General features: G+C 62.8%; 17 protein-coding genes. 13 read left to right on the top strand and 4 right to left on the bottom strand.

The annotated features are described in order from the left end of the window. The first annotated feature begins 7 nt into the window (after positions 1-7). Both DIE15_RS31500 and DIE15_RS31495 read left to right on the top strand, forming a co-directional pair. On the top strand, positions 8-1,369 hold the full coding sequence (locus DIE15_RS31500) for an O-antigen polymerase (protein WP_124835228.1): 1,362 nt from the start codon (positions 8-10) through the stop codon (positions 1,367-1,369). 88 nt (positions 1,370-1,457) lie between these two features. Beyond that, complete coding sequence (locus DIE15_RS31495; RefSeq protein WP_124835226.1) at positions 1,458-3,491, top strand: hypothetical protein; 2,034 nt, start codon at positions 1,458-1,460, stop codon at positions 3,489-3,491. Positions 3,492-4,010: 519 nt separating this feature from the next. On the opposite strand, the gene DIE15_RS31490 is transcribed toward DIE15_RS31495, so the two are convergent. Next, positions 4,011-5,159, bottom strand: coding sequence for a glycosyltransferase family 4 protein (locus DIE15_RS31490; protein ID WP_124835224.1), 1,149 nt, complete (start codon positions 5,157-5,159; stop codon positions 4,011-4,013). A 260-nt stretch (positions 5,160-5,419) separates the two neighbouring features. Between DIE15_RS31490 and DIE15_RS31485 the strand changes: the two genes are divergently transcribed. Further along, complete coding sequence (locus DIE15_RS31485; RefSeq protein ID WP_124835222.1) at positions 5,420-5,980, top strand: putative colanic acid biosynthesis acetyltransferase; 561 nt, start codon at positions 5,420-5,422, stop codon at positions 5,978-5,980. Continuing rightward, the gene (locus tag DIE15_RS31480) at positions 5,977-6,807 is read left to right on the top strand and encodes a glycosyltransferase family 2 protein (RefSeq protein ID WP_124835220.1); all 831 of its coding nucleotides are present in this window, start codon (positions 5,977-5,979) and stop codon (positions 6,805-6,807) included. Before DIE15_RS31485 ends, DIE15_RS31480 begins: the two co-directional genes overlap by 4 nt. Before the next feature lie 103 nt (positions 6,808-6,910). On the opposite strand, the gene DIE15_RS31475 is transcribed toward DIE15_RS31480, so the two are convergent. From DIE15_RS31475 to galU, 3 genes are all read right to left on the bottom strand, one after another. Next, entirely contained in the window at positions 6,911-8,146 is a 1,236-nt protein-coding gene (locus DIE15_RS31475) for a glycosyltransferase WbuB (RefSeq protein WP_124835218.1), read from the bottom strand. A gap of 179 nt (positions 8,147-8,325) precedes the next feature. Further along, positions 8,326-8,904 carry a phosphatase PAP2 family protein gene (locus tag DIE15_RS31470; RefSeq protein ID WP_124835216.1) on the bottom strand — a complete coding sequence of 193 codons (579 nt, stop codon included), beginning with the start codon at positions 8,902-8,904 and terminating at the stop codon, positions 8,326-8,328. Between the two features lie 101 nt (positions 8,905-9,005). Next, the gene (galU, locus tag DIE15_RS31465) at positions 9,006-9,890 is read right to left on the bottom strand and encodes a UTP--glucose-1-phosphate uridylyltransferase GalU (protein ID WP_124835214.1); all 885 of its coding nucleotides are present in this window, start codon (positions 9,888-9,890) and stop codon (positions 9,006-9,008) included. Positions 9,891-10,232: 342 nt separating this feature from the next. On the opposite strand from galU, the gene DIE15_RS31460 reads away from it, so the two are divergent. The 9 genes from DIE15_RS31460 to DIE15_RS31420 all read left to right on the top strand — a co-directional run bounded on the left by DIE15_RS31460 (position 10,233) and on the right by DIE15_RS31420 (position 22,520). Continuing rightward, positions 10,233-10,427 (top strand): flagellar transcriptional regulator FlhD, encoded by a 195-nt coding sequence (locus tag DIE15_RS31460; protein ID WP_057928189.1) that lies wholly within the window; start codon positions 10,233-10,235, stop codon positions 10,425-10,427. A 291-nt stretch (positions 10,428-10,718) separates the two neighbouring features. Continuing rightward, positions 10,719-10,952: a flagellar transcriptional regulator FlhD gene (locus DIE15_RS31455; protein WP_124835212.1), complete on the top strand. Its 234-nt coding sequence runs from the start codon at positions 10,719-10,721 to the stop codon at positions 10,950-10,952. A gap of 277 nt (positions 10,953-11,229) precedes the next feature. Next, positions 11,230-11,685: a cellulose biosynthesis protein BcsD gene (gene bcsD / locus DIE15_RS31450; RefSeq protein WP_124835210.1), complete on the top strand. Its 456-nt coding sequence runs from the start codon at positions 11,230-11,232 to the stop codon at positions 11,683-11,685. Between the two features lie 45 nt (positions 11,686-11,730). Beyond that, positions 11,731-12,156 carry a cellulose biosynthesis protein BcsP gene (gene bcsP, locus DIE15_RS31445; protein ID WP_124835208.1) on the top strand — a complete coding sequence of 142 codons (426 nt, stop codon included), beginning with the start codon at positions 11,731-11,733 and terminating at the stop codon, positions 12,154-12,156. After that, a complete protein-coding gene (bcsQ, locus tag DIE15_RS31440) occupies positions 12,153-12,932 on the top strand; it encodes a cellulose biosynthesis protein BcsQ (RefSeq protein ID WP_124835206.1) in 780 nt (259 codons plus the stop codon). The genes bcsP and bcsQ overlap by 4 nt, the downstream gene beginning before the upstream one ends. Beyond that, positions 12,929-15,106, top strand: a complete 2,178-nt coding sequence (bcsA, locus tag DIE15_RS31435) for a UDP-forming cellulose synthase catalytic subunit (RefSeq protein WP_124835204.1) — start codon at positions 12,929-12,931, stop codon at positions 15,104-15,106. Before bcsQ ends, bcsA begins: the two co-directional genes overlap by 4 nt. 16 nt (positions 15,107-15,122) lie before the next feature. After that, positions 15,123-17,606, top strand: a complete 2,484-nt coding sequence (bcsB, locus tag DIE15_RS31430; protein ID WP_124835202.1) for a cellulose biosynthesis cyclic di-GMP-binding regulatory protein BcsB — start codon at positions 15,123-15,125, stop codon at positions 17,604-17,606. A 1-nt stretch (position 17,607) separates the two neighbouring features. After that, positions 17,608-22,071 carry a cellulose biosynthesis protein BcsC gene (locus DIE15_RS31425; protein ID WP_124835200.1) on the top strand — a complete coding sequence of 1,488 codons (4,464 nt, stop codon included), beginning with the start codon at positions 17,608-17,610 and terminating at the stop codon, positions 22,069-22,071. A gap of 215 nt (positions 22,072-22,286) precedes the next feature. Next, complete coding sequence (locus DIE15_RS31420; protein WP_057928197.1) at positions 22,287-22,520, top strand: flagellar transcriptional regulator FlhD; 234 nt, start codon at positions 22,287-22,289, stop codon at positions 22,518-22,520. Positions 22,521-22,759: the final 239 nt, after the last annotated feature.

Below are 22,759 nucleotides of genomic sequence, written 5' to 3'. Positions count from 1 at the left end.
AGGTGACATGGAAATCATTGGCTATATAGCGGTAATCAATCTATTGTGCTGGGGAATGTGCTTCGCGTTCGTCATGGCGATGCGCATGCCAATCTATCATCCGATTTTCTTGTATTTGATCTATCACTTCTTGGGATATGTCATTCGCCCGATCAACATCTATCTGATCGGAAAATCTCTCCTGTGGAACACCATTGGGTTGACGCCGTCAGATGGGACGCTTTGGCTGACCTGCCTAAATATCAACTGTGCGCTGGTTGCGGCGGTCATCCTGCCTGCGCTCGTCGAGCCGCGCAATCTCCGACAGCTCAGGATTCCTCCGACCCGCTTCGTCATCACCGACAAGGTTCGCTTTTTTCTGGCGCTGATCGTTCTCGTTGTGCTCGGGTTGTATTCGACGCATGTCGCGTATGGAACGGCCGGTATTGATTCGGTCCAATCGTTCGAAGTGCAGGTTGATGCGAACGGTGGGCAGCGTCTGGTCGGCGTGTCCGGCTATCTAATGGCGTTTGCAGAATTCATTCCGGCGGCGTTGCTGATCCTGATTCTCACGTATGGCGTTACGCCGCCCATGGTCGCCGGGATTGGCGCATTCGTGTTATTGCGCATACTCGTCGGTGCACAGCGGCTGTCATTCGTCATTGTCGTGCTGAGTGCACTGACCATCGGTTTGATGCGGCGTGGTCGCCGCAGCTTTGCGATGAAGACGATCATCATTGGTGTATGCCTGATCCTCGTGTTCGATGTCGTCGGTTCGGACCGCCTCGCAGCCCGGAAGATTCTGACTGGCGACACGAGTATTTCTGAGATCGTGGATCGATATCAGAAATCGAGAGCGGTCGGCGCAGGAACTAGCGACTTCCAGGAGTTTGACGTGTCGTCGGCAATCTACGAACTTGTTCCCGAGAGGACAGGGTTCAACTGGGGAACGCAATATCTGCGGCTGCTTGTGTGGCCGATCCCTCGCGCAATATGGCCTGACAAACCGACGACCACGCAAAGGATAAACCTCCTGAAATATGGGAATTTCTTTGCGCTGACCTGGTCGTTGCATGCAGATTTGTATTCGATATTCGGGTTCCCGTCGCTAGTCGGCGGTATGTTCGTGGTCGGCTTGCTTCTGTACCGGTTTCATCACCGTGTCACGTATACGGCTAGTCCAAAACTATTTGCGTCGTACTGGATTTTCAATGGCTATATCTCGACGCTGTTTCGCGATGGGGGGGTGCCGATGGCTTATTTCTTCGGTTTCTCGTTCGTTGCAGTCTATATTTTGGTGAGGGCAGGAAAGATCAGAATGGCGAGGATTCGGCCGCCGGTGGCAGCTGCGGCCAAGGTACTTCCGAGCACGGTCGGCTCGGTGGCATGACCAGAGCCGATTGGTACAAGGTGCGAGTAACTTCGTGCAGACAGGCGTTTTCGGGTATGACCATGATCCAGATGCGGGAGCGAGCGGCGTGAAGCAATCTAGGCGAGCGTTCCTGAAGTTGATTGCGTCCGCCGCAAGTGCGGACGCGGTTTTGCCTGATGCCGGTGCGTTGGAGCGCCGTCTTGGACCATCGGTTCGCGAAGTGATCGATGCTGCAGCCTACGGTGTATCAGCAGCTGCGTCCGCGGAACAGAATTCACGGGCACTGTTGAAGATTCGCGAGAAAATGCGGTGGACCGATGCCGCATTCGATCTCGTCCTACCGGACGGAAGGTTGAATATTCTGACCGGCAGGTGGCTGCAAGGCGTCGCGGACGTGCATGTAAGAGGCGGAAGAGGCACGCAATTGTGCAATATCGGAAAGTCGCAGTCCACGACTGAACGCGTACCGCTTATCATCAACCAGGACTACTTTCTCGATAATGCCGGTTCGATACCTGGCTTCGGCGAGTTCGTGAATGGCGACCGCATCGAGTCGGTGGCCGCCGGCACATTGCGCGTACGCCTGGCGAGCACTGGCGCCGCGTTGAAGTATCGGACGGGAATGCCGATACTGGTCTATGGGTTCAATCAGGACTCGCAGGGCTACCCGCCATCGATTCGATATTTCGAGCGGAACACGATCGTGAAAGTCGGTGCCGATACCCTCGAGCTTGCTGCGCCCCTGCGGAACACCTATGACGCGCGTTGGGCCGATATCGCACAGAACGGTAGCGAGCGTGATCGAATGGCCAGCGCGACCGGCGCCCCGCGTATTCTGAGTCTGGATCGGGCTGGTTTTCACATTGCCAAGCGAGTCGTTCTCGACGATCTGGAATTCCTTTCGTCGCGCGATAATCATGACGATGATGTCAATTCGCTCGACGGAAGCCTGTACGCGTTTTCTGCCGACCTGATCGTATGCAACCGCATTCGCGTCAATGGTTACTTCTATCCGTCTGCCAGCGGAACCATCGTCGTCAACGACTCGTATATCCGCTTCGTCGAGAATGACAAACTGGTTGACAGGATCGAATACAACCGATGCCAGATCGGTTTCTTTTCCAACGGCCCGGCTGTGAACCGGATCGTCGTAAACAATTCGACGATAGAAGAACCGATTCCGATCATCAGCTGTCGCAACGTCGAATTCAATGACGTCACCTTCGATGGAGCACGACGGCCAGCCAGCGCATTCGTAACGCTGAGTTTCTCCACGCCGATGGAGTCGGTCGTGTTCAATCGACCCAGGCTGGTCTCCTCTCGCGGCACTACCCTGCCGCTGACTACGGGGGGCGGAGTTGTCAGGATCAAGGTGACCGGCACGGAAACTGGCGTCCTGTATACTGACTTTTCCGGCATCAACGACCCTGTGCCGCGTGCATTGACAATCGGCTCGGTGCTTCGAAACGAAAGTGGTCAACCGCAATTCGATGTCGTGGGGATATGGTTCGAGAACGGGCGCACGGCAATTGGTGTCACGGCACGAGATGCTGCTGTTGTGGCGCGTGTCAATCAGGTATTCATCGCAAACATTTGCCATCGTTTGACGATCATCGATCCAGTCATTGTCGGAGCGCAATCGGATATCGATGCTCGGTTTTCTAGCCCGCGAAGCACTTCGGATGCTTCGTTCGATATTGCTGTTCAATTGAATGCGGACGACGCGCGAATTCGCGATGCACATCACGATGACGAAATGATTGCTGTCGGATTCGACTTCGGTGACGACGAGCGTCGGCGCCCTTTCGATCTTACGATCCATAGGCGGGCACGTGAGCTGACCATCGAGATCGGCGACTTGCATACAACTGCGGCAGTCGATTCCGACGCGAAGCTGGCCCTGACCGGATTGAATTACACCGGCCACCCGGTCTGGCGGGGTATCGTCAACGTGGCAGCGTCCGGCATTCGCACGATCAGTGAACGCCACGTATTGGGCATGATGGGCGACCAGTTGTCGACGTTGCCGAACGTCCGATTCGTGCGATTGAGGGTCGTGTGCATTTCCGGTCGTACGGCCTCTGCCAAACACGTGGATATAAAAGTTCTGCTGACCGACGAGGTGAATCGAGATGAATGAACCAACTGGCTTATTCAATGTACGGAAAATAGTGTCGTTACTATATGCAGTGTCGATCGCGGCTGGAGCGACGGCACCAATCGCGTCGCTTGCGACGTGTGCGTTGCCCGGGTGCCACGATCATCCGAGATCAGGCACCGGCGCGCAAGCAAGGGGGATCGATAGTGACCCGGGCGAAAGTTCATTGAAGAACTATTCTGGCATTTATCAACAATCCGTATCGAATTCAAGCGAGTTGCGGACATTCGCGATGGCCGCCGCCGCTGCGAAGAATCCATACGCAGATGACGTGGAGCGAATGGGCTACGCTCGCGGCAGCATGTACTCCGGAATGGGCGCCGGTTCAGTCTCGAGCCTGCGTTCCGCACGGCGTGCGGATGGCGGGAGGTCTGCAGCCGGTTTGCTCCCGGGCGTGCAGGGGCTGTCGGTAGGGATTTCAGGCGCCGTACCGCGGATCAGTCGATAAGTGCGTATCGACGACGGCCTGCGCCTGCAAGAGAGTACATCGCGCCTCACTGTCTAACGGAGGCAGTCGACATAGACCTGATGCAGTTTGTCGACATACTGAATCCAGTTGTGCGTACTGGCTGCCGCGATGCTTGCCTGACGAGAGAATTCCACAATCTTGTCTGGCGAGCCGATCATCTCGCCGATGGCGTTGGCTAGCTGATCGACGGAGCCGGACGGGACGATCTTGCCGCTGCGATCGTGCTCGATGATCTCGGCGGCGCCGGATTCTCGTGTCGCGACGATCGGCAAACCTGTCGCGAGCGCCTCGCATAGTACAACGGCGAGTCCTTCTTCAAGCGACGGAAGTACGAAGAGATCTGCCGCGTTGTAGTAGTCATTGAGTTGAGCATTGTCTACGCGAGGAATGTGTGTGAACAAGTGCCGGTACGGAGCGAGCAGTGGCTCGATCGTCGGGTCGATCTGTCCGATCAATGTGACATGTACGCGCGCGTCGCCGAGTTGCTTCACGGCTTCCAGGAGGTAGATCTGCCCCTTGCGCAGACAGATCTGGCCAACGCAGAGGATGCCGAATCGATTCGGATTCGTTCCGCGCCGTTCCAGCGGACGAAATCTCTGCACATTGGCTGCGTAGGGAATTACCTTGATGATGCTCGCGGGAACGCCATGCTGAATGAACGACTCCCGAACGATCGACGACGGCGCCAGGATGTAGTCGTACAGATTGACCTCATCGATCAGGCGCTGTTGTTGCCGGTTGATCCGATGGCCATGTGGAAGTCCGCGCCTGTTCTCTTCTTCCGAGAGGAGCCGATCGCGATAGAGAGGGTGAGTGTTGACAACCTCGCCGAGTACGATTGAACCTTCGCGCTTTGCCTTTGCAACGATGTGGCGCGCAGTGCCATGCGCCATGACATGCAGAAGCGGTGTCGGCCGCCAGTTGAAGCGCACGCCGAACTGCCATAGATCGTGGTATATGGGAAAGAGCCGATCGCTTAACCGGCTCTTCAACAGCTTCGAGTGAGCTCGAACCGCATATTCCTTTGCCCATATATTGACTGCCCGTCCATGCGCCAGCGAAAACGGGGTGGTACGCGCTCTGTGTGAGTAGTAGAACGTGTCCAGAATTTCGAGCTCGTCTAGCCGATCAATATAGTTGTGAAAGTGAAACCGGCCGCATACCGCAACGCTAACCTTCATGATTCGGCTCTCGGGAGAATTGAAATGAGTCGAAATGAAATTCGATCGATTCGATGATAGCCCGCAGCCCGTGAGGTCCGGAGCCTAGGTGCGCGAACAGCTAGATTTTGGCGGATTGATACGCTTGGAATGGGCACGCAGGACGGTAGACTTACGGCTCGACGTACTCGTTTCTCTTGCCGTTGGCTGCTACGGAGAGCCGACGTGATTTGTTCCCGTGCCGATCGGTGCGGATCCGCCCTCGCTCATTTCTCGATTGTATGATCATTGACGGTAATGATCCCTTCACCGAGCCGTCGTTCAATTTTTCGAATCGACTGCGTCGCGCTGTCTGGGGAACGGTTTATGTCTTGCTATTCAGATTCAGTCCCAGGCCGCTGCACGCATGGCGATCGCTATTGCTTAGATCGTTCGGCGCAAAATTGGGACCCCACGTTCATGTCTATCCGCGCGTCAGGATCTGGGCGCCATGGATGCTGGAGATTGGTTCGCATGTCGGAATAGCGGATGGCGTGATCCTCTACAACATGGCCAATATCAAGATAGGAAGTCACGTCGTGATTTCACAAGGTGCCCACCTATGCGCTGGTTCACACGATATTCACTCACGCAATTTCCAGCTCGTTACGCGTCCAATTACGGTGGGTGATCATGCGTGGGTCTGCGCCGAGGCTTTCCTCACGCCGGGAGCCGTCGTACCCGAGGGCGCGGTGGTGGCGGCAAGGGCGGTCGTGTCGCGGCCGCTCGAAGAACAGTGGGCGGTGTATGCCGGTATGCCCGCCCGTCGAATTAACTCGCGCGTGCGCAGAGGAGCGGAATGACATACGGATTCTCAGTCCTGATCCTGACGAAGAACGAGGAAGCAGACCTGCCGGGGTGTCTGAAGAGCATCGACGGCGTAGACGACATTTGGGTCCTTGATTCGATGAGCGAAGACGGTACCGTGAAAATCGCGAACGCGTTCGGTGCGCGCGTCGTTGCACGGGAGTTCGACGGGTTCGCCGCTCAACGAAACCATGCATTGCGGAATTTCGATTTCAAGCATGATTGGCTGCTGATCCTGGATGCCGATGAGCGTCCCTCTCAGGAACTGTTGAACGAACTTCGCCGCTTTGTTCCCGATGCTCCCAATGAGATTGGCGCAGCTCGGGTGCGTCGCAGAGACTACTTTCTCGGACGGTGGTTGAAGCATGCGCAAATCTCGCCATACTTTATCCGGCTCGTGCGTCCGTCGCGTGTGCATTACGAGCGTGAGGTGAACGAAGTTCTGATCGTCGATGGGGATATTCGTGAACTCGCCGGGCCGCTGGACCACTTTCCGTTCTCGAAGGGTATGGCTCACTGGGTTGGCAAACACAACATCTATTCGTCAATGGAAGCCGGCGAGTTGCTTCGTCGGCGGCAGGCCGATTTCTCGATCATCAAGGCTCTATTCGATCGCGACTTTAATGTTCGACGGTTTCATCAAAAGGCGTTGTTCTACAGGATGCCTTGTCGGCCTTTGTTCAAGTTTTTCTACATGATGGTTGTCCGTCGGTCGTTTCTCGACGGGCGTGCCGGATGGCATTACACGTTCTTGCAATGTGTTTATGAGTATCTGATATCGGTGAAAGCTGTCGAGCTGCAGCGGCCAGAAGGGCGCCGTTGAGCATATTGCGCAAGGCGACCGGAAGACGCGCCCGGGAGCGATTTGCGACTGGTTGGCCGAACATGACGGAGGTATGAGCGAAGCCCCGTTATCGGCCACGCAATTAAGTATTGGACGATGTTCGCTGCAATGCAGACAATCTGGCCTCGAATTCGCGCAACACCGCTTCGCGTGACAGTACGGCCTCTGCGAAACTGCGTCCGGCGAGCCCGAGACTCATCCGTTGCCGTGCATCGGCAGCGAGCGCATCGATTGCGTTTGCCAGTGCTTCCGGATCTCCGGGGGGAACCAGTACCCCGCGCCGTGATACCACGTTGTGCAGTTCCGTACCGGTGTTGGCCATAGCAATGACTGCCCGGCCGCTCGCGAACATGCCGGTCAACTTCGAAGGCATTACTAAGTCAGCGGCGTCGGCTCGTTGGGGAAGCACATGTATGTCCGCAAGATTCAGCAGTTCGTTGAGGCGGTTGGCAGGCTGCAGATTCATGAATCTGCAGTTTCTCAGCTTGCCGCAACGTGCGATGAGATCATCACGTGCTGGGCCATTGCCGCAAAAGACAAACACGAGGTTGTCGCGTAGTGCCAGGCGTTGCGCCGCGTCCGCCAGTATATCGAGCCCTTGCTTTGCACCCATGTTGCCGGAATAAAGCACGACAGTAGCGTCGAGCGAGATATTAAGAGCGGCCCGCAGCTCGCTTGGGCGCCCGAGCGGATAGATCGAACGAGTGTCTGCCCAGTTCGCGAAATGTACGAGCTTGCCGGGGGAAATACCCTTATGCATCGCGCGTTCGATCATCTTCCCGGAGATTGTCGAGACGGTATCGAAGCGCCTCATGAGCATCCGCTCCAGTGCGAGCGCCACACGCCGAAGCAACGAGCCATCGAGCATGCCGAGATTGAATGCGGCATCGATTTCATAATCTTGGATGTGAAGCCACGCATGTGCACCGCTCAGCTTGGCCGCGAGCCATCCGCCTGGGGCATTCAACAAGCTAGGCGCGATACAGATGATGGCGTCTGGACGCCAGAACACATGACGCAACATCAGGGGGAAACTCGTCAGTGCGAAGCTTGCGAGATGCAAGATGCGCAGTGCACCGCGTGGCCGGCGCGGGACCCACAGCGGCGCTCGCCACAGGCTGACGCCGTTGCGGTATTCGGTCGCGTACCAAACCGCGCGATACCCACTCGCCACTCGCCATTCTGGGTAATACGGCGGTGCGCAGACGACACGTACCGCGTGACCTTTTGCGGCGAGCGTTTCGGCCATTTCCGCGGTGTACTTGCCGATGCCCGTTAGTTCAGGAGCATAGTTGATACCGTAGATGAGGACTTTCATCGGCTAGCAGCGTGATTCCAGGAAAAATGATGCGGTGCGCAATGGCAGCATTGTGCGGATTGCACGGTGCATCTGTCCGACAGAATGTTGGTGTGTGCCGCCACGTGGCTGCAATGAGCATCCGACGACCCGATACCACAACTGCCCGCGTGACGTCGTTGCTCACCCGTGCTGGCGCTTCATCGAAAAGGCATGCACAGGAACGGCGAATAGGTATCGATCGCGGCCTGGATCGGTGAGCTGTATCCATATGCAATGCTCGAGACGGCAAGCATGGATGCGGCCGCAGGCGATCGCCGCCAAGGAAGCAGCACTGGTGCGGCTTTCCACCGCAGCAGCGTCACCGTGACAAGCGTGCCGATAATCCAGCCGGTCGTCACCTCGGACACGGTGTGAGCATGATCGAATACGCGTGCGGTCGCGACTGCAGCCGCCAGCGCCGAGCCAGGGAGCAAAGCAACATGAGCACGAACATGCCAACCGTCGTGCAGCGCGAGCAGGAAGGCCATCGGCCACACCGATGCCGCAAGCATCGTGTGGCCGCTGATCACGCGAAAATGGATCGTCTGGATCTCGATGCCGCAGCCCGCGTAAAGAATCTTGGTCAATCCCACCGCCAGCATTCCGCCGCCGAGCAGCATCAACCACGATACGGTAATCCGCCAGCCATGCATCGACGTCGCGAGCCATGCGCTGCAAACTGCCGCGAGCGGGACGATCAACGCCGCGTCACCGAGATGACTAATCGATGTCCACATGTCCGACTCTAACCGCTTGAGCGAGCGGGGCAGGAGCCGTTGTCCGCGGTAACGATGGCGTTGACAGTGCAATGGAGGCGAATCGCCATTTCGCGTTCATGTCATGCGATCAGCGCTTCGGATAGACGCGCGAGCAGATACCGCTCGAAGTCCGCCGCAACTTCCGGATGCCGCAGCGCGAACTCGACCGTCGCCTTGAGGTACCCGAGCTTGCTGCCGCAATCGTAGCGTGTGCCGTTGTAGCGGTAAGCCAGTACCTGTTCGTCGGTGAGCAGCGACTGGATCGCGTCGGTCAGTTGCAATTCGCCGCCCGCGCCGGGTTTGAGCCCGCGAAGATGCTCGAAGATCTTCGGCTTCAGCACATAGCGGCCAACGACGCCGAAATTGGACGGCGCATTCGCCGGTTCGGGCTTCTCGATGATCCCGGACAGCTTGAAGAGATCGTCTTCCCAGCGCTTGCCGTCGATCACGCCATAGGACTTCGAATCTTCAGGGGCGATCTCCTCGACCCCGATGACCGACGCATGATAATGGTCGAAGACGTCGATCATCTGGCGCAGCACCGGCTTCGGGCCATCGAGCAGGTCGTCGGCGAGGATCACCGCGAACGGATTGTCGCCGACGAGTTTCTCCGCGCAAAGGACGGCATGGCCGAGCCCGAGCGCTTCGGCCTGGCGAACGTAGAAGCAGTCGACATGGCTCGGCTTGATGCTGCGCACCAGCGAAAGCAGCTTGTCCTTGCCGCGCGCCTCGAGCTCTGCCTCGATCTCGTACGACTTGTCGAAATGATCCTCGATCGCGCGCTTGCTGCGTCCGGTCACGAAAATCATCTCCGTGATACCCGCTTCGATCGCTTCCTCGACCGCATACTGGATCAAGGGCTTGTCCACGACCGGCAACATTTCCTTGGGGCTCGCCTTGGTGGCAGGCAGGAACCGCGTGCCCAAACCGGCGACCGGAAAGACGGCTTTCGTCACTTTCAACATAGTGGTAATTCCATGAGTTCGGAATGAAAAGCGGACAACGTCGATGTCCGATGTCGGCGTCCGGGCGCAACAGAATATTCGACGTCGCACAGGACGCAATTGCATGGTCGCGCACGTGCAATTCCGGAAATCCTAGGTGTATTTGCGGATGAGGCGGCGACTGAATCCTGGGCGAATCCGACAGGCTGATTGAAAGGCCGGCATTGCACAAAGAATTATTTTGAAACGGTATGCATGTGGCCGACTCGGCGTTATATAGCGGATTGCGGCTGTCGTTTGTCGGCAGATGCGTCCGTATGCCGCGCATCGAGTTCACGGGCGTGTCATTGGGAGGGAGTGACGATGGAACAGGATGATGTTTGTCACACGCTGGAAACATTGGATCCGGCCTATCTCGAACTGATGCAGCAGATGTTGAAGATCGACTGCGAGGTGGCGACACGTGAATTGGGCATTTCGGACCAGATCGCGTCCCGGATCATCGCATTGACGCCGAGCGAGATCGAAGCGCTGATCAGCCGCAGGGCGCAGACTTAGGCCGCGCGTTGGCGGCATTTCGCGCGATGCGTCCGGTTTTCGGGAACCGCTGGTTTTGCTTTCTTTAATGTGGTATCGAGCGGTTTCTGCGAAACGGCAACACGGCTAAGCCTCATTACCGTATTTTTTCAAGCGGAAATAAAAAAACAGGCGATCTGGCGGATTACTTCTATGCTTTGTCCGTCCATCGATGCATCCGTCACGTAGAGTGCGTGGTCGAAAACTCCGGGCGTTGCGAATAGGCGCCCTGCGGCCGGCCGAATTCAATGGTCGTCCATAACAGGAACGACCATGGCCGAACAGGACGATATCTTCGACGCGATTGTGGAATTCAACCGTTCGTATCTGATGCTTGCACAGCGATTGCTGCGAGCGGATCGCGAAGCGGCGAAACAACAACTCGGCATGTCGGACGAGACGGCCTCGATCGTCGGTGCATTGACGCCGGCCCAGATCGAGGTGCTCGCCGAGCGTCGCGAACTGTTCTGCGAATTCCGCGCGGAATCTTCCCCCGGCCGGGCCTGACCCGGCGCCTTTCCAGCGTTTCACGCGTCACATCGCGCACGAACACGGCCTGATATCAGGTTGCCGGTTCGCGAGCGATCGCGTTCGGTGATCGCCAGGGCTGCTGCCGCCAATTGTCGGTTATGTCTGATGGTTTGGCGTTTTTCGACTAGGTATCGAACGCCATTCGGCTCCCCGGATTCGATACGATGCGCAAAAACGCTGTTGCCAAGATGTCCGCACGCGAAACGCGCGATGCGGTCACGCCGATCATTGTCTTTCACCGGGTCCGTCGTCCATGCAGGGAATGTTGGAGCATCTTCTCGAGCGCCAGGTATCGCCCCAATGGCGCGGATTCCTGGAAGCATTGGCCGGCGAATTCACCGGTCAGCTCGATCGGGACGAGTTGAGGCAGTTGATGGAACGCGTCGGCATGCGCTTCGCGGCCGCCCATCCGCTGGGCCCCTGCGAGTCGACGGACGATCTCACGGATGCACTGAACGCGCGCTGGCGCGACATGCAGTGGGGTTACGCCGAACTGTCCGACGAACACGAATTCCTGCGCATCGTCCATTACGCCGCGCCGTTACGCGCGCTCGGCAATGACCATCTCGCGTGGTCCTCGGCTTTTTTGCAAGGTGCGTATCAGGGCTGGTTCGACAGCGTCGGCGCGACGGGCCTGCGTGTGGCGCAGGACATCGCGCCGACGGACGACTCGCGAATCGAGCTGCGCGTGGCGCGGGCAAGGAACTGAGCGGCCCGGTCGACCGGAATTTCCGCGATAACAAATGGGCACGCTATGTCGACCTCAGGGGATATCGAATCGTTGTTCAAGCGTTTTGGCGGTGATGCCGAACGCTATCAGGAAGTTCGTGCCGAGGTCGACGCCGAAATGGCGCGCGTGCGTTGGCCGTTGCTCGGCGGTGTCGAGTTGCGTGACAGCGATCTGCAAGGGCAACCGGATTCGGGGGCACTGGAGAACCGGCCGAGCCCGAGCAATGTCGTGATCACCAACGCGCGCGCGGCGCTTGCGCCGGATGCGGGCAGGCGGGATCAACCTCCGGGCTCGCTGAAGAAACTGGTCGGCAAGCCGGCGGCGTCGGACAGTACGAGTACGGGCGCGCAAGGCTCGCCGCAGCCGCTGGTTCGGCTGTTCGAGCGGTTGCGAGCCGAGACGAAGGGCGAGGAGCCGAAGAAACCGTCGGTGTGGACGGGGCGTTCATGAAGATCGTCGCGATCGCTTCGGCAAAGGGCGGAGTCGGCAAGACGACGCTGGCGGCGAACCTCGCGGCCGTGATGGCGGCGTCGCGGCGGCGGCGCGTGAGCATGGTGGATCTCGATCCGCAGAATGCGCTGAAGCTGCATTTCGGCGTGCCGATCGAGATGACCGAAGGGCTTGCGGCCGCCGCGCTGAACGGACTGCGCTGGCCGGCGGCGGTCGTCGACGGGATCACGATCATGCCGTTCGGCGTGGTCAGCGAAGCGGATCAGCGCCGCTTCGAGCGACTGCTGGACCACGATCCGTCGTGGCTCGCGCGCGGGCTCGCGGCGCTCGAGCTCGGCGACGACGACATCGTGATCCTCGATACGCCGCCGGGCACCTCGGTCTACATGCGCGCCGCGCTGACGGCCGCGCATTTCGTGCTCAATGTCGTGCTGGCCGATGCGGCATCGTACGCGACGATCCCGCAGATGCGGCGGATGCTCGACGTCTACGCGGCAACCCGCGCGGATTTCCTGGGCGACGGCTATGTGGTCAATCAGGTCGATCAGTCGCGCGAACTGGGCCGCGACGTGCTGCGCGTGCTGTGCGACAGTCTCGGCACGGCACGGTTCGGCGGCGTGATTCACGCGGATCAAGGGGTCGCGGAATCGCTCGCGTGCCGGACGACCGTGAATCGCTACGACCCGCGCTCGCAGGCGGCTGCCGATCTGAACGCGTGCGGCGCATGGCTCGAGCGCGTGCTCGAGCGGCGTGACACCGCGCGGAGCGTCGCTTGAGCGCCCGCGGGGATGCTGCGCAGCCCTCGGCGGTTGATCGGTTCGTCGACGCGCTGCCCGGGAACGGCTGGTTCGTCGCGTTGCCGGCGGCGGCATGCGCGTTGCTTGCGCTGTACTTCGTGTGTACCGTGCCGCTCGACAATATCGGGCAGCTCGTGTTCGCCAGCGCCTGCATCGTCTGTTCGCTGCTGCTGCGGCGCCTGGATGGCCGCTACGCGACGCTCGTCATGATCGTGCTGTCGGTGGCGGCCACCGGCCGGTACATGTACTGGCGGCTGTCCGACACGCTCATGTGGCTGCATCCGCTCGACGCGGTGTGGGGCACGCTGCTCGTGGCTGCCGAAGTCTATGCGGCGGCGGTGCTGCTGCTCGGCTACTTCCAGACCGCGTGGCCCCTCGGGCGCAAGCCGCTGCCGTTGCCCGCGTCGCGCGCGCATTGGCCGAGCGTCGACGTGTTCATTCCGACGTACAACGAACCGTTGAGCGTCGTCAAACCGACCATCTATGCGGCGCTCGCGCTGGATTACCCGGCCGACAAGCTGTCGATTCACGTGCTGGACGACGGACGCCGCCCGGAATTCCGCGCGTTTTGCGAGTCCGTCGGCGTGCACTGGACGACCCGCGATCACAATCGCCATGCCAAGGCCGGCAACCTCAACGAAGCATTGAAGATCACCGACGGGGAATACGTCGCGATCTTCGATTGCGATCACGTGCCGACGCGTTCGTTCCTGCAGGTCTGTCTCGGCTGGTTCCTTCGGGATCCGAAGCTGTCCTTGCTGCAGACACCGCACCATTTCTTTTCGCCGGACCCGTTCGAGCGCAATCTCGGCATTTTCAGAGAGGTGCCGAACGAAGGCGAATTGTTCTACGGGCTGGTGCAGGACGGCAACGATTTCTGGAACGCGACGTTTTTTTGCGGGTCATGTGCGCTGCTGCGCCGCTCGATGGTGGAAGAGATCGGCGGCATCGCGACGGAGACGGTGACTGAAGATGCGCACACCGCGCTCAAGCTGCATCGCCGCGGCTATACGACCGCTTATCTCGCGATACCGCAGGCGGCGGGGCTCGCCACCGAGAGCCTGACCGGACACATCGGCCAGCGAATCCGCTGGGCGCGCGGCATGACGCAGATATTCCGGATCGACAACCCGTTGTTCGGGCGCGGGCTGACGGTGGGCCAGCGGCTGTGCTACCTGAACGCGATGATGCATTTCTTCTACGGTATCCCGCGGCTCGTGTTCCTGACCGCGCCGTTGTCGTTCCTGTTCTTCAACGCGCACGTGATCCATGCGTCCGCGACGATGCTTGCGCTCTATGCGCTGCCCCACGTCGTCCACGCGAACGTGACGAACTCGCGGATGCAGAGCCGGTTCCGGCATTCGTTCTGGGCCGAAGTGTACGAGGCCGTGCTGGCGTCGTACATCGCGTTGCCGACGTTGCTCGCGCTGATCAACCCGCGGCTGGGCAAGTTCAACGTGACGGCCAAGGGCGGGAAAATCGACCGCGGCTACTTCGATTGGGCCGTGTCGAAACCGTATCTGAGCCTGGTGATCCTGAACGCGATCGGCCTGGCGATCGGCATCCTGAACCTGTCGCTCAATCGTCATGTCGGCAGCGAGGTCCAGACGATTGCGTTCAACCTGGCGTGGACGACCTACAACATCCTGATTCTGGGCCTCGCCGTCGCGGCGGCGAACGAACGCCGGCAGGTACGCGTGTCTCATCGTGTCACGGCGCGCATTCCGGTCATGCTGCGGTTTGGGAACGGCCGGACCCTGGCATGCGAAACGCGTGACTACTCGGAGGGCGGCATCGGCGTCGTCGTCCCCGACGATGCGCGCGTTCCGAGCGGCGAAGCGGTGACGGTGTCGCTGTTTCGCGGGGTCGACGAGTACGCGTTTCCCGCGACGATCGAGTATGTCGAAACGGGACGTCTCGGTATTCGGTTCGAGAGCCTGTCGCAACAGCAGGAGTTCGATCTCGTCAGTTCGACTTTTTCCCGTGCGGATGCATGGGTCGACTGGACGGACGGCCGCCGGCCCGATTCGCCGCCGCGTGCGTTCCTGCATCTCTCGAAGGTCGGCGTGCACGGCTTCTTTCGCTTGATCGCACGCCTGTATGCGGACATGCGCATGCTCGGGCGCGGCGGTCAAAACAACGACAAAAAATAACGTGAGGTCGGAAAGCATGACGTGGGCGTCGCGACAGCGCGGCAGCACGCGCCGCAAGGCGTGCATTTCGCAGGGCGCGGTTGCCGCGGTTTCTGCCCGTATTGGCCGGCATGCGCGCGTGTCGCGCGGGATGCTCTCGGTCCTGCTCTGGGCCGTGGCGAGCGGCATCGCATCGGGCGGCGGGGCATCGGCCGCCGAGATGCCGGCGCCGGGCGCGGTGCGAGCGGCGGATGGCGCGATGTCGTCGGGCGACGTGGCGCCGCCGTCGCCGGCCGTACCCGTCGGGCCCGCCACGGCGCGCCCGCCGTTGCTCGCCGAGCCGGTGCCGGCAGCCGACACCGAGCGCCGCCGCTTCGGCGTGCTGCCGACCACCGCCGAGCCCGGCACGCTCGTGCCCGGCGGCCGGCGCCAGGCACTGACGTTCGCGGATCTCGGGGCGCGCGATCCGCTGCAGCTGCGGGGCACGGACGGCCAGAACGGCATCGCGTTCTCGGTCCGTCGCGACGAGGTCGTCACGAGCGCGACGCTGCATCTGATTTATAGCTACTCGCCCGCGCTGCTGCCGAATCTGTCGCAGCTCAAGGTGCTCGTCAACGGCGAAGTGGCGGCGACGCTGCCGTTGCCGGCCGCTCAAGGCGGGATGACGGTTGCACGCGACGTGTTGATCGATCCGCGCTTCGTCACCGAATACAACCATCTCAACGTTCAGCTGATCGGTCATTACACGAACGATTGCGAGAATCCAGCCAGCTCCTCGCTGTGGGCAACGGTAAGCAACGCGAGCCGGCTCGACCTGACCTATGCGGCGCTGCCCGAACGGCCGGAGCTTGGCGTCCTGCCCGCGCCGTTCTTCGATTCGCGGGACGTCCGGCGGCTCGAGCTGCCGTTCGCATTCGCCGCGCGACCGCCGCGGGAGACGCTGGAGGCGGCGGGCATCGTCGCTTCGTGGTTCGGCGCGCTGGCCTCGTATCGCGGCGCGCGGTTTCCGGCCAGGCCCGGCGGTTTGCCCGAATCGGGCAATGCCGTGGTGTTCGCGACGCCCGACGATCGTCTGAACGGCGTGACGCTGCCGGCAATCGACGGACCGACGCTGGCCATCGCCGAGCGGCAGGCGCCTGCCCAGGGGCAGCTCTTGCTGGTGCTCGGTCGAACGCCGGCCGAAGTGAAGGTTGCCGCGCTTGCGCTCGCGCTCGGCAGCAAGACGCTCGCGGGCACGCAGGCCACGATGAGCCGAGCCGCGAACGTTGCGCCGCGCGTGCCGTACGACGCGCCGAACTGGCTGTCGTCGACCCGCCCGGTGCGGATCGGCGACCTGCTCGACGGGCGCGCGCTCAGCGTGTCCGGATACGACGCGGGCGCGATTCGGCTCGACCTGCGCGTGGCGCCCGATCTGTTCACATGGGATACGCGCGGCGCACCGATCGACCTGCGTTATCGATACACGCCGACGCTGCGCGCCGACCGCTCGTCGCTCAACCAGAGCGTCGGCGACACGTTCGTGAAGGCGCTGCCGATTCCGGCGCGGGAAACGTCCCGCTGGAGCCTGAGTCGCTACCTGCCGTTCATCGCCAACGGCATCGACCGCGCGACGCTGCACGTGCCGCCGCTGCTGCTCACGCCGCGCACGCAACTGCAGCTGCACTTCTTCTACGAGATCCCGGATATGGGCAGATGCACGGGGCGGCTGCTGCAGAACGTCGCGGGTTCGATCGACCCGGATTCGACGATCGACGTGTCGTCGTTTCCGCACTACAAGGCGCTGCCCGACCTCGCCGCGTTCGCCAACAGCGGCTTTCCGTTCACGCGGATGGCCGACCTGTCGGACACGGCCGTCGTGCTGCCTGCCGAGCCGACTCCGGACGTCTACAGTCTGTACCTGCTCGCGATGGGCCGCATGGGCGTGTCGACGGGTTATCCGGTCACCGGCGTGACGGTGACGGATGCCGGCGGTGTCGGCGCGTTCGCGTCCAAGGACCTGCTGATTCTCGGCGCGCCGGATACCCAGCCTCTGCTGACCCGCTGGGCGGCGCGCATGCCGTTCGGCACGGATCGCGACGGCGGCATCTTCGGCCTCGCCGAGGCGGCGCAGTCGCCTCGTGCCGAGCGCGAACGCGTGCGCGCCGGCCTCTCGATCGTCTCGGACGGCACGAGCGCGCTGATTGCCGGTTTCGAGTCGCCGTTGCGCAAGACGCGCAGCGCCGTCGCGTTGATCGGCGCGACAGGGCATGCGGACGACGTGCTCGGCCGCGCACTGCTCGACGACGACATGCTCACGTCGATCCAGGGCGCGATGGTCGTGATTCGCGATCGCACCGTCTCGGTGACGTCGAACGAAACGTCGTATCACGTCGGTGCGCTGCCGCCGATCACGTACCTGCGCTGGATGCTGTCGGAGCGCCCGCTGCTGCTTGCGCTGTTCAGCGTGCTGGCCGCGTTCGTCGCGGCGGCGCTCTTCTATCGTTTGCTCCGTGCGCGCGCGGCGCGCCGGCTGAAGGAATGACATGCGAAACCGACGGTTACGCGGGCTCGGCGCCGCCCGCGCGGGCGGTGTCGCGAGTCTCCTGATCGCGCTGGCACTGCCGCATGCGGAGGCTGCCGGCAGCGACGCGCTGAAGGTGCTCGTCGATCAGGGTCGATACTGGCAGGCGCACGGTCGAGGCGACCTTGCGACACAGGCCTGGAAGAAGGTGCTGGGCGTCGATCCGAATCAGCCCGACGCGCTGTTCGGCATGGGCATGGTGCTCGCCGATCGCCACGATGACGACGGCGCGCGCCGCTACCTTGAACAGTTGCGCCGTATCGCGCCCGGCTTTGCGCGGATCGACGAGCTTGGCCGGCGCCTGGGCGACGCGAGCGTGCGGGACGGCGAGATCAGCGATGCCCGCCGCCTCGCGCAAACGGGGCAGAGCGCACTGGCCGCGCGCGAGTATCAGCGCGCGCTGCAAGGCGCGCCGTCGTCGCCGGCACTGCAGCTCGAATATTTCCAGGCGCTCGCGGCCACGCCGAGCGGATGGAGCGAAGCGCGGCGGGGCCTGGAACGTCTCGCGCGCGACAACCCCGACGATCCGCGCTACGCGCTCGCGTATGCGCAACACCTGACCTATCGCGACGCGACGCGCCGCGACGGCATCGCGCGGCTCGAGCAGTTGTCCGCCGACGGGAAAGTCGGGAAGGAGGCGCGCCAGAGCTGGCGCCAGGCGCTGCTCTGGCTCGCGGCAAGGCCGTCGGATCAGGCACGCTATCTCGCCTACCTGAAGGTGGTGCCCGACGACCCGCCGGTCAAGGCGCGCTACGACAGCATGGTGCGACAGGATCAAACCGGGCGCGAGGACGATCAGCGCGACGCGTCGAACGAAGCGCGCGGCCGCGCGATCGAGGACGGCTTCGCGGCACTCCAGCGCGGCGATCTCGACGCGGCGCGGGCCCGCTTCAACGCCGTGCTCGACAAGTCGCCGAACGACAGCGACGCGCTGGGCGGTCGCGGCATCGTCGAACTGAAGCAGGAGCGCTTTGCGCAGGCGCGAAGCGATCTGGAGCGCGCGTCGCGAGGCGGGAATACGGCGCGCTGGCGATCGGCGCTGGGCAGCGCGACATACTGGTCCTACACGAGCGAGGCACTGGGCGCGCAAAGCAACGGCGACTTCGCCAAGGCGAAAGCGCTGTTCGAGCGCGCGATTCTTGCCGATCCGTCGAACGTCACCGCGCAGGTGATGCTCGGCGACGCGCTGCTGGAGAATCGCGATGCGCGTGGCGCCGAGCAGGCGTACCGGATGGCGCTGCGGCGTCAGTCCGACAATCCGGACGCGATACGCGGCCTGGTCGGCGCGCTGGCCGCGCAGGGACGCGGCGACGAAGCGTTGCAGTTCGCGACGCAACTGAGCGCCGAGCAGCAATCGAAGGCCGGTGGCCTCGACCGGCTGCGTCGTACGGCCGAGGCGGCGCAGGCGCGGCAGGCCGAAGCGCGCGGCGACCTGGGCACGGCGCGCAGCCTGTTCGAGGATGCGCTCGCGGGCAGCCCGGACGATCCATGGCTGCGGCTGGATCTGGCACGCGTATACGTGCGGCAGGGCGCGATCGCGTCGGCACGCAGCATGATGGACGGATTGCTGGCCGAGCGGCCCGACATGGCCGACGCGCTCTACGCCGGCGCGCTGCTGGCCGAGCAGACGCAGGACTGGAGCGTCGGGCTGCAGCGGCTCGAGCGCATCGCGCCCGCGCAGCGCACGGCGGCGATGACGACGTTGCAGCACCGCCTCTGGGTCGGCCAGCAGGTTGCACTCGCGACGCGGATGGCGCGCGAGGGCCGCCGTGCGCAGGCGCTCGGCGTACTGCACGACGCCGAGGGAATCGGTCAGTCGGTGCCGGCGCTCGCGGCGCAGCTGTCGGCGGGCTATGCGCAAGCCGGCGACGTGTCGCGTGCGCTCTGGATCGTGCAGCGTGCGCTGGCCCGGGAGCCGGACAACGCCGACTTGCTGCTGCAATATGCGCGGATTCTGCTGACCGTGCGCGACGATGCGCTTCTGGGCGACGCGATGCGCCGGCTTGCCGCGATGACGCTGTCGCCCGCGCAGCGAGGCGACTTCGAACGCCTGAACCTCGAGATCGTCGTGCGTCGCGCCGATGCGGTACGTCAGGAGGGCGACCTTGCCGGCGGCTATGCCGTCATCGCCCCCTGGCTGGCCGCGATGCCCGACAGTCCGGAGCTCCAGGGCGCGCTCGCGAGGCTGTATACGTCGGCCGGCGACGCGCCGAACGCGCTGAAATGCTATCGGGTCGCACTGGCCCGCCGGCCCGACGACACGGGCTTGCTGGTCGCGGCGATCTATGCGGCGAGCGGCGCGAAGGCATGGCGCGACGGCGAAGCGTTCGCGGCGACCGCACTGCGTATTGCGCCCGACGACGCAGGGCTGCTTGCCGCGACGGGCCGTCTGTATCGCGCGGAGGGGAATCTTTCGCTCGCCGCGCAGTATCTGCAGCGTGCGCTGCTGGCCGCCAATACGCCGCCCCCGAGCAGCAAGCCGGCGCGATCGAACGTTCCGCGCGGTTGGGAAGACGCGATGCGGCGCATCGGCGCGAATCCGCTGCCCGGTACCAATCCGTTCGAAGGCAAGACCGCCGTCGACGTCGTGCGTCCGTCGAACGGCGCCGGCTTCGGCGCCGCGGTACCGCCGCTGCCGGACATGCCTTCCTGGTCCACCCCGTCTTCTTCCGCTCCGACCGTGCCCTATACGATGCCGCCCGCGCCGCCCGCGACCTACGTCACACCGTCCGCCATGCCGGAGGCGCGCATGGTGCCGTCCGCCATACCGCTGCAGCCAGTCGCGCGCGATCCCGGCGGTTACGGCCAGGAGAGCGTTGGCGCGGGCGAATCGGGTGGGCCTGCGATCGCGCGGCGCTATCGGCCCTATCGGGAGCCCGCCGCCGACGTACCGTCAGCGGGGGCGTCCGCTGGATGCGTGTCGCAGGCTGATTCGAACGACGACTGTGCCGGTTACGTCGCCACGCCGTGGCCGATGTCGCCGGCGTCGCGCGCCGCGGCAACGAGCGCATCGCCGATGGCATCCGCGCCCTCCACCAGGGCGAGCAGGCCGTCGCGCGGTGGCGCGAAGCTCGCCTCCGCGCGGTCGTCGGTTCCGTTGCAGGCATACGGGCAGGCCGATGCGTCGCCTCGCTATATCCCGCAGCCGCCGGCCGGCTATGCGAGAAGCGCGATCGCGGCCCGCTCGCCGCAGCCGGATGCGGGCACGGACGCCGGCGGACAGATGCTCGATGTCGCATCCGAGCTTGCGCAGGTGAACCGCGAGCAGGCCAGTACGGCGACCGGCGGCCTCGTGTTCCGAAACCGTACGGGCGAAGCGGGGTTGTCGGGCCTCACCGATATCGAGGCGCCGCTGGAAGGGCGGATCAAGGCGGGCAACGGTCACATCGTCGTCACCGCCACCCCCGTCATGCTCGACGGCGCCAGCTCGGCCACCGATGTGCCGACCCTCGCCCGGTTCGGCGCGGGGCTCGCAATGGCGCCCGGCGGCGGCTCGCCGGGTGCCCAGACGGCGAGCGGCGTCGGTCTCTCCGCGGGCTACGAAGGCAAGCAATTGAAGGTCGATGTCGGCGCGACGCCGGTCGGGTTCCCGTACCAGGATATGGTCGGCGGCGCGCGCTACAACGGTGCCATCACCGATCGGGCCGCCTATTCGCTGGCCGTCACGCGCCGCGCGGTGACCGACAGCGTGCTTTCGTTCGCGGGCGCGCGCGATGCGAGTGCCGGCCTCAAGTGGGGCGGCGTGATGCGCAGCGGCGCGCGCGGCGCGCTGAGCTGGGACGACGGCACCAGCGGCTTGTATGTCGAGGGCGCGTTCGACTACTACGACGGCCATCACGTGGAACGGAACTTCTCGGGCAAGGGGAGCGGTGGCGCCTATACGCGCCTGTTTCGCGACGCGGACCGGACGCTCACCGTGGGCGTCAATGCGACGTGGATGCGCTTCAGCAAAAACCAGTCGTATTTCACGTACGGCCAGGGCGGCTATTTCAGTCCGCAGCAGTATGTGATCCTGAACATACCGATCGAGTTTGCGGGGCGAACGGGTCCGTTTTCCTACGATCTGAACGGATCGTTCGGTGTCCAGCATTACCGGCAGAACGCGGTGCCGTATTTCCCGCTCGATCCCGGCATGCAGGCGCAGGCGGCGGCGAACGCCGCCACCAGTCAAGCGGTGGGGCTCGACCCGGGGGCCGTGTATCCGGCCCGCAGCAAGACCGGCGTTGCCTATTCGCTCGCCGCGCGCGGCGAATACCAGGTCGCTCCGCAGCTCGCCGTCGGCGGGACGGCATCGTTCGGCAACGCGTATCAGTATCGCGAGTGGACGGCGGCCGTTTATCTCCGCTACAGCTTTACGCCGCAAGGCGGTGTGCCGCTGTTTCCGCCGCGCGCGTTCACGTCGCCGTATCTCGCGGAAGCCGACTGAACGGATTCGCATGGAGCCGTGGCGGTTCCATGCGAAACGCAGCGCATGCCGGCGTCCTCGCCCATACGCTTGCTGGCGGATCCGTTCAGAGCTTTGTCGGCCCATCGGTGCGTTCGCGACGTACAGTGTGTCATCGAAATCCGGTGGATGCCGAACCGCCGTGTCCGAGCGAATCGACCGGTAACGCGCGATGCGCTGGCCACTCAAGACTGACCATGGCTGAACAACACGATATTTCCAGTGCGATTGCCGAATTCAATCGCTCGTATCTCATGCTGGCGAAGTGGTTGCTGCTCGCCAACCGCGACGAGGCCACGCGGCAACTGGGCATTTCGGAAAAGACGGCATCACGTATCGCATCGCTGACACTGGCGCAGATCGACGATCTGGCGGCAGGCGGCAAACTGTTCTGCGCGTTTCGCGACGAATTGGCCCCGGGGCGCGCGTGAATCGGTCGAGCGACGGGGCGCACCACGGCATCGGGGCGGCTCCGACAACGGTCGCAGGCGCGCTCGCGCCCTGGCGGCATCCTGAACCCGAACGAAGTGCGCGGTCACGCGAAGACGTGGTGACGCGACAGTCCGACTGTTTCCCATGCACGCAAACGAGAAAGAATCGATGATCTCCCAATCCATCTTCAAGGCATATGACATTCGCGGTGTGGTCGGCAAGACGCTCGACGCCGATA

This window comes from Burkholderia sp. Bp9031 (assembly GCF_003857965.1).
Taxonomy (GTDB): Bacteria; Pseudomonadota; Gammaproteobacteria; order Burkholderiales; family Burkholderiaceae; genus Burkholderia; species Burkholderia ambifaria_A.
This window is presented reverse-complemented; position numbering and strand designations above follow the sequence as displayed.

Coding starts and splice junctions, on each gene's coding strand:
- DIE15_RS31425 (WP_124835200.1), top strand. CDS start 17,608: ATGCGAAACCGACGGTTACGCGGGCTCGGCGCCGCCCGCGCGGGCGGT.
- bcsP (WP_124835208.1), top strand. CDS start 11,731: ATGTCGACCTCAGGGGATATCGAATCGTTGTTCAAGCGTTTTGGCGGT.
- DIE15_RS31500 (WP_124835228.1), top strand. CDS start 8: ATGGAAATCATTGGCTATATAGCGGTAATCAATCTATTGTGCTGGGGA.
- galU (WP_124835214.1), bottom strand. CDS start 9,890: ATGTTGAAAGTGACGAAAGCCGTCTTTCCGGTCGCCGGTTTGGGCACG.
- DIE15_RS31485 (WP_124835222.1), top strand. CDS start 5,420: ATGATCATTGACGGTAATGATCCCTTCACCGAGCCGTCGTTCAATTTT.
- DIE15_RS31480 (WP_124835220.1), top strand. CDS start 5,977: ATGACATACGGATTCTCAGTCCTGATCCTGACGAAGAACGAGGAAGCA.
- DIE15_RS31470 (WP_124835216.1), bottom strand. CDS start 8,904: ATGTGGACATCGATTAGTCATCTCGGTGACGCGGCGTTGATCGTCCCG.
- DIE15_RS31460 (WP_057928189.1), top strand. CDS start 10,233: ATGGAACAGGATGATGTTTGTCACACGCTGGAAACATTGGATCCGGCC.
- bcsQ (WP_124835206.1), top strand. CDS start 12,153: ATGAAGATCGTCGCGATCGCTTCGGCAAAGGGCGGAGTCGGCAAGACG.
- DIE15_RS31420 (WP_057928197.1), top strand. CDS start 22,287: ATGGCTGAACAACACGATATTTCCAGTGCGATTGCCGAATTCAATCGC.
- bcsD (WP_124835210.1), top strand. CDS start 11,230: ATGCAGGGAATGTTGGAGCATCTTCTCGAGCGCCAGGTATCGCCCCAA.
- bcsB (WP_124835202.1), top strand. CDS start 15,123: ATGACGTGGGCGTCGCGACAGCGCGGCAGCACGCGCCGCAAGGCGTGC.
- DIE15_RS31455 (WP_124835212.1), top strand. CDS start 10,719: ATGGCCGAACAGGACGATATCTTCGACGCGATTGTGGAATTCAACCGT.
- DIE15_RS31475 (WP_124835218.1), bottom strand. CDS start 8,146: ATGAAAGTCCTCATCTACGGTATCAACTATGCTCCTGAACTAACGGGC.
- DIE15_RS31490 (WP_124835224.1), bottom strand. CDS start 5,159: ATGAAGGTTAGCGTTGCGGTATGCGGCCGGTTTCACTTTCACAACTAT.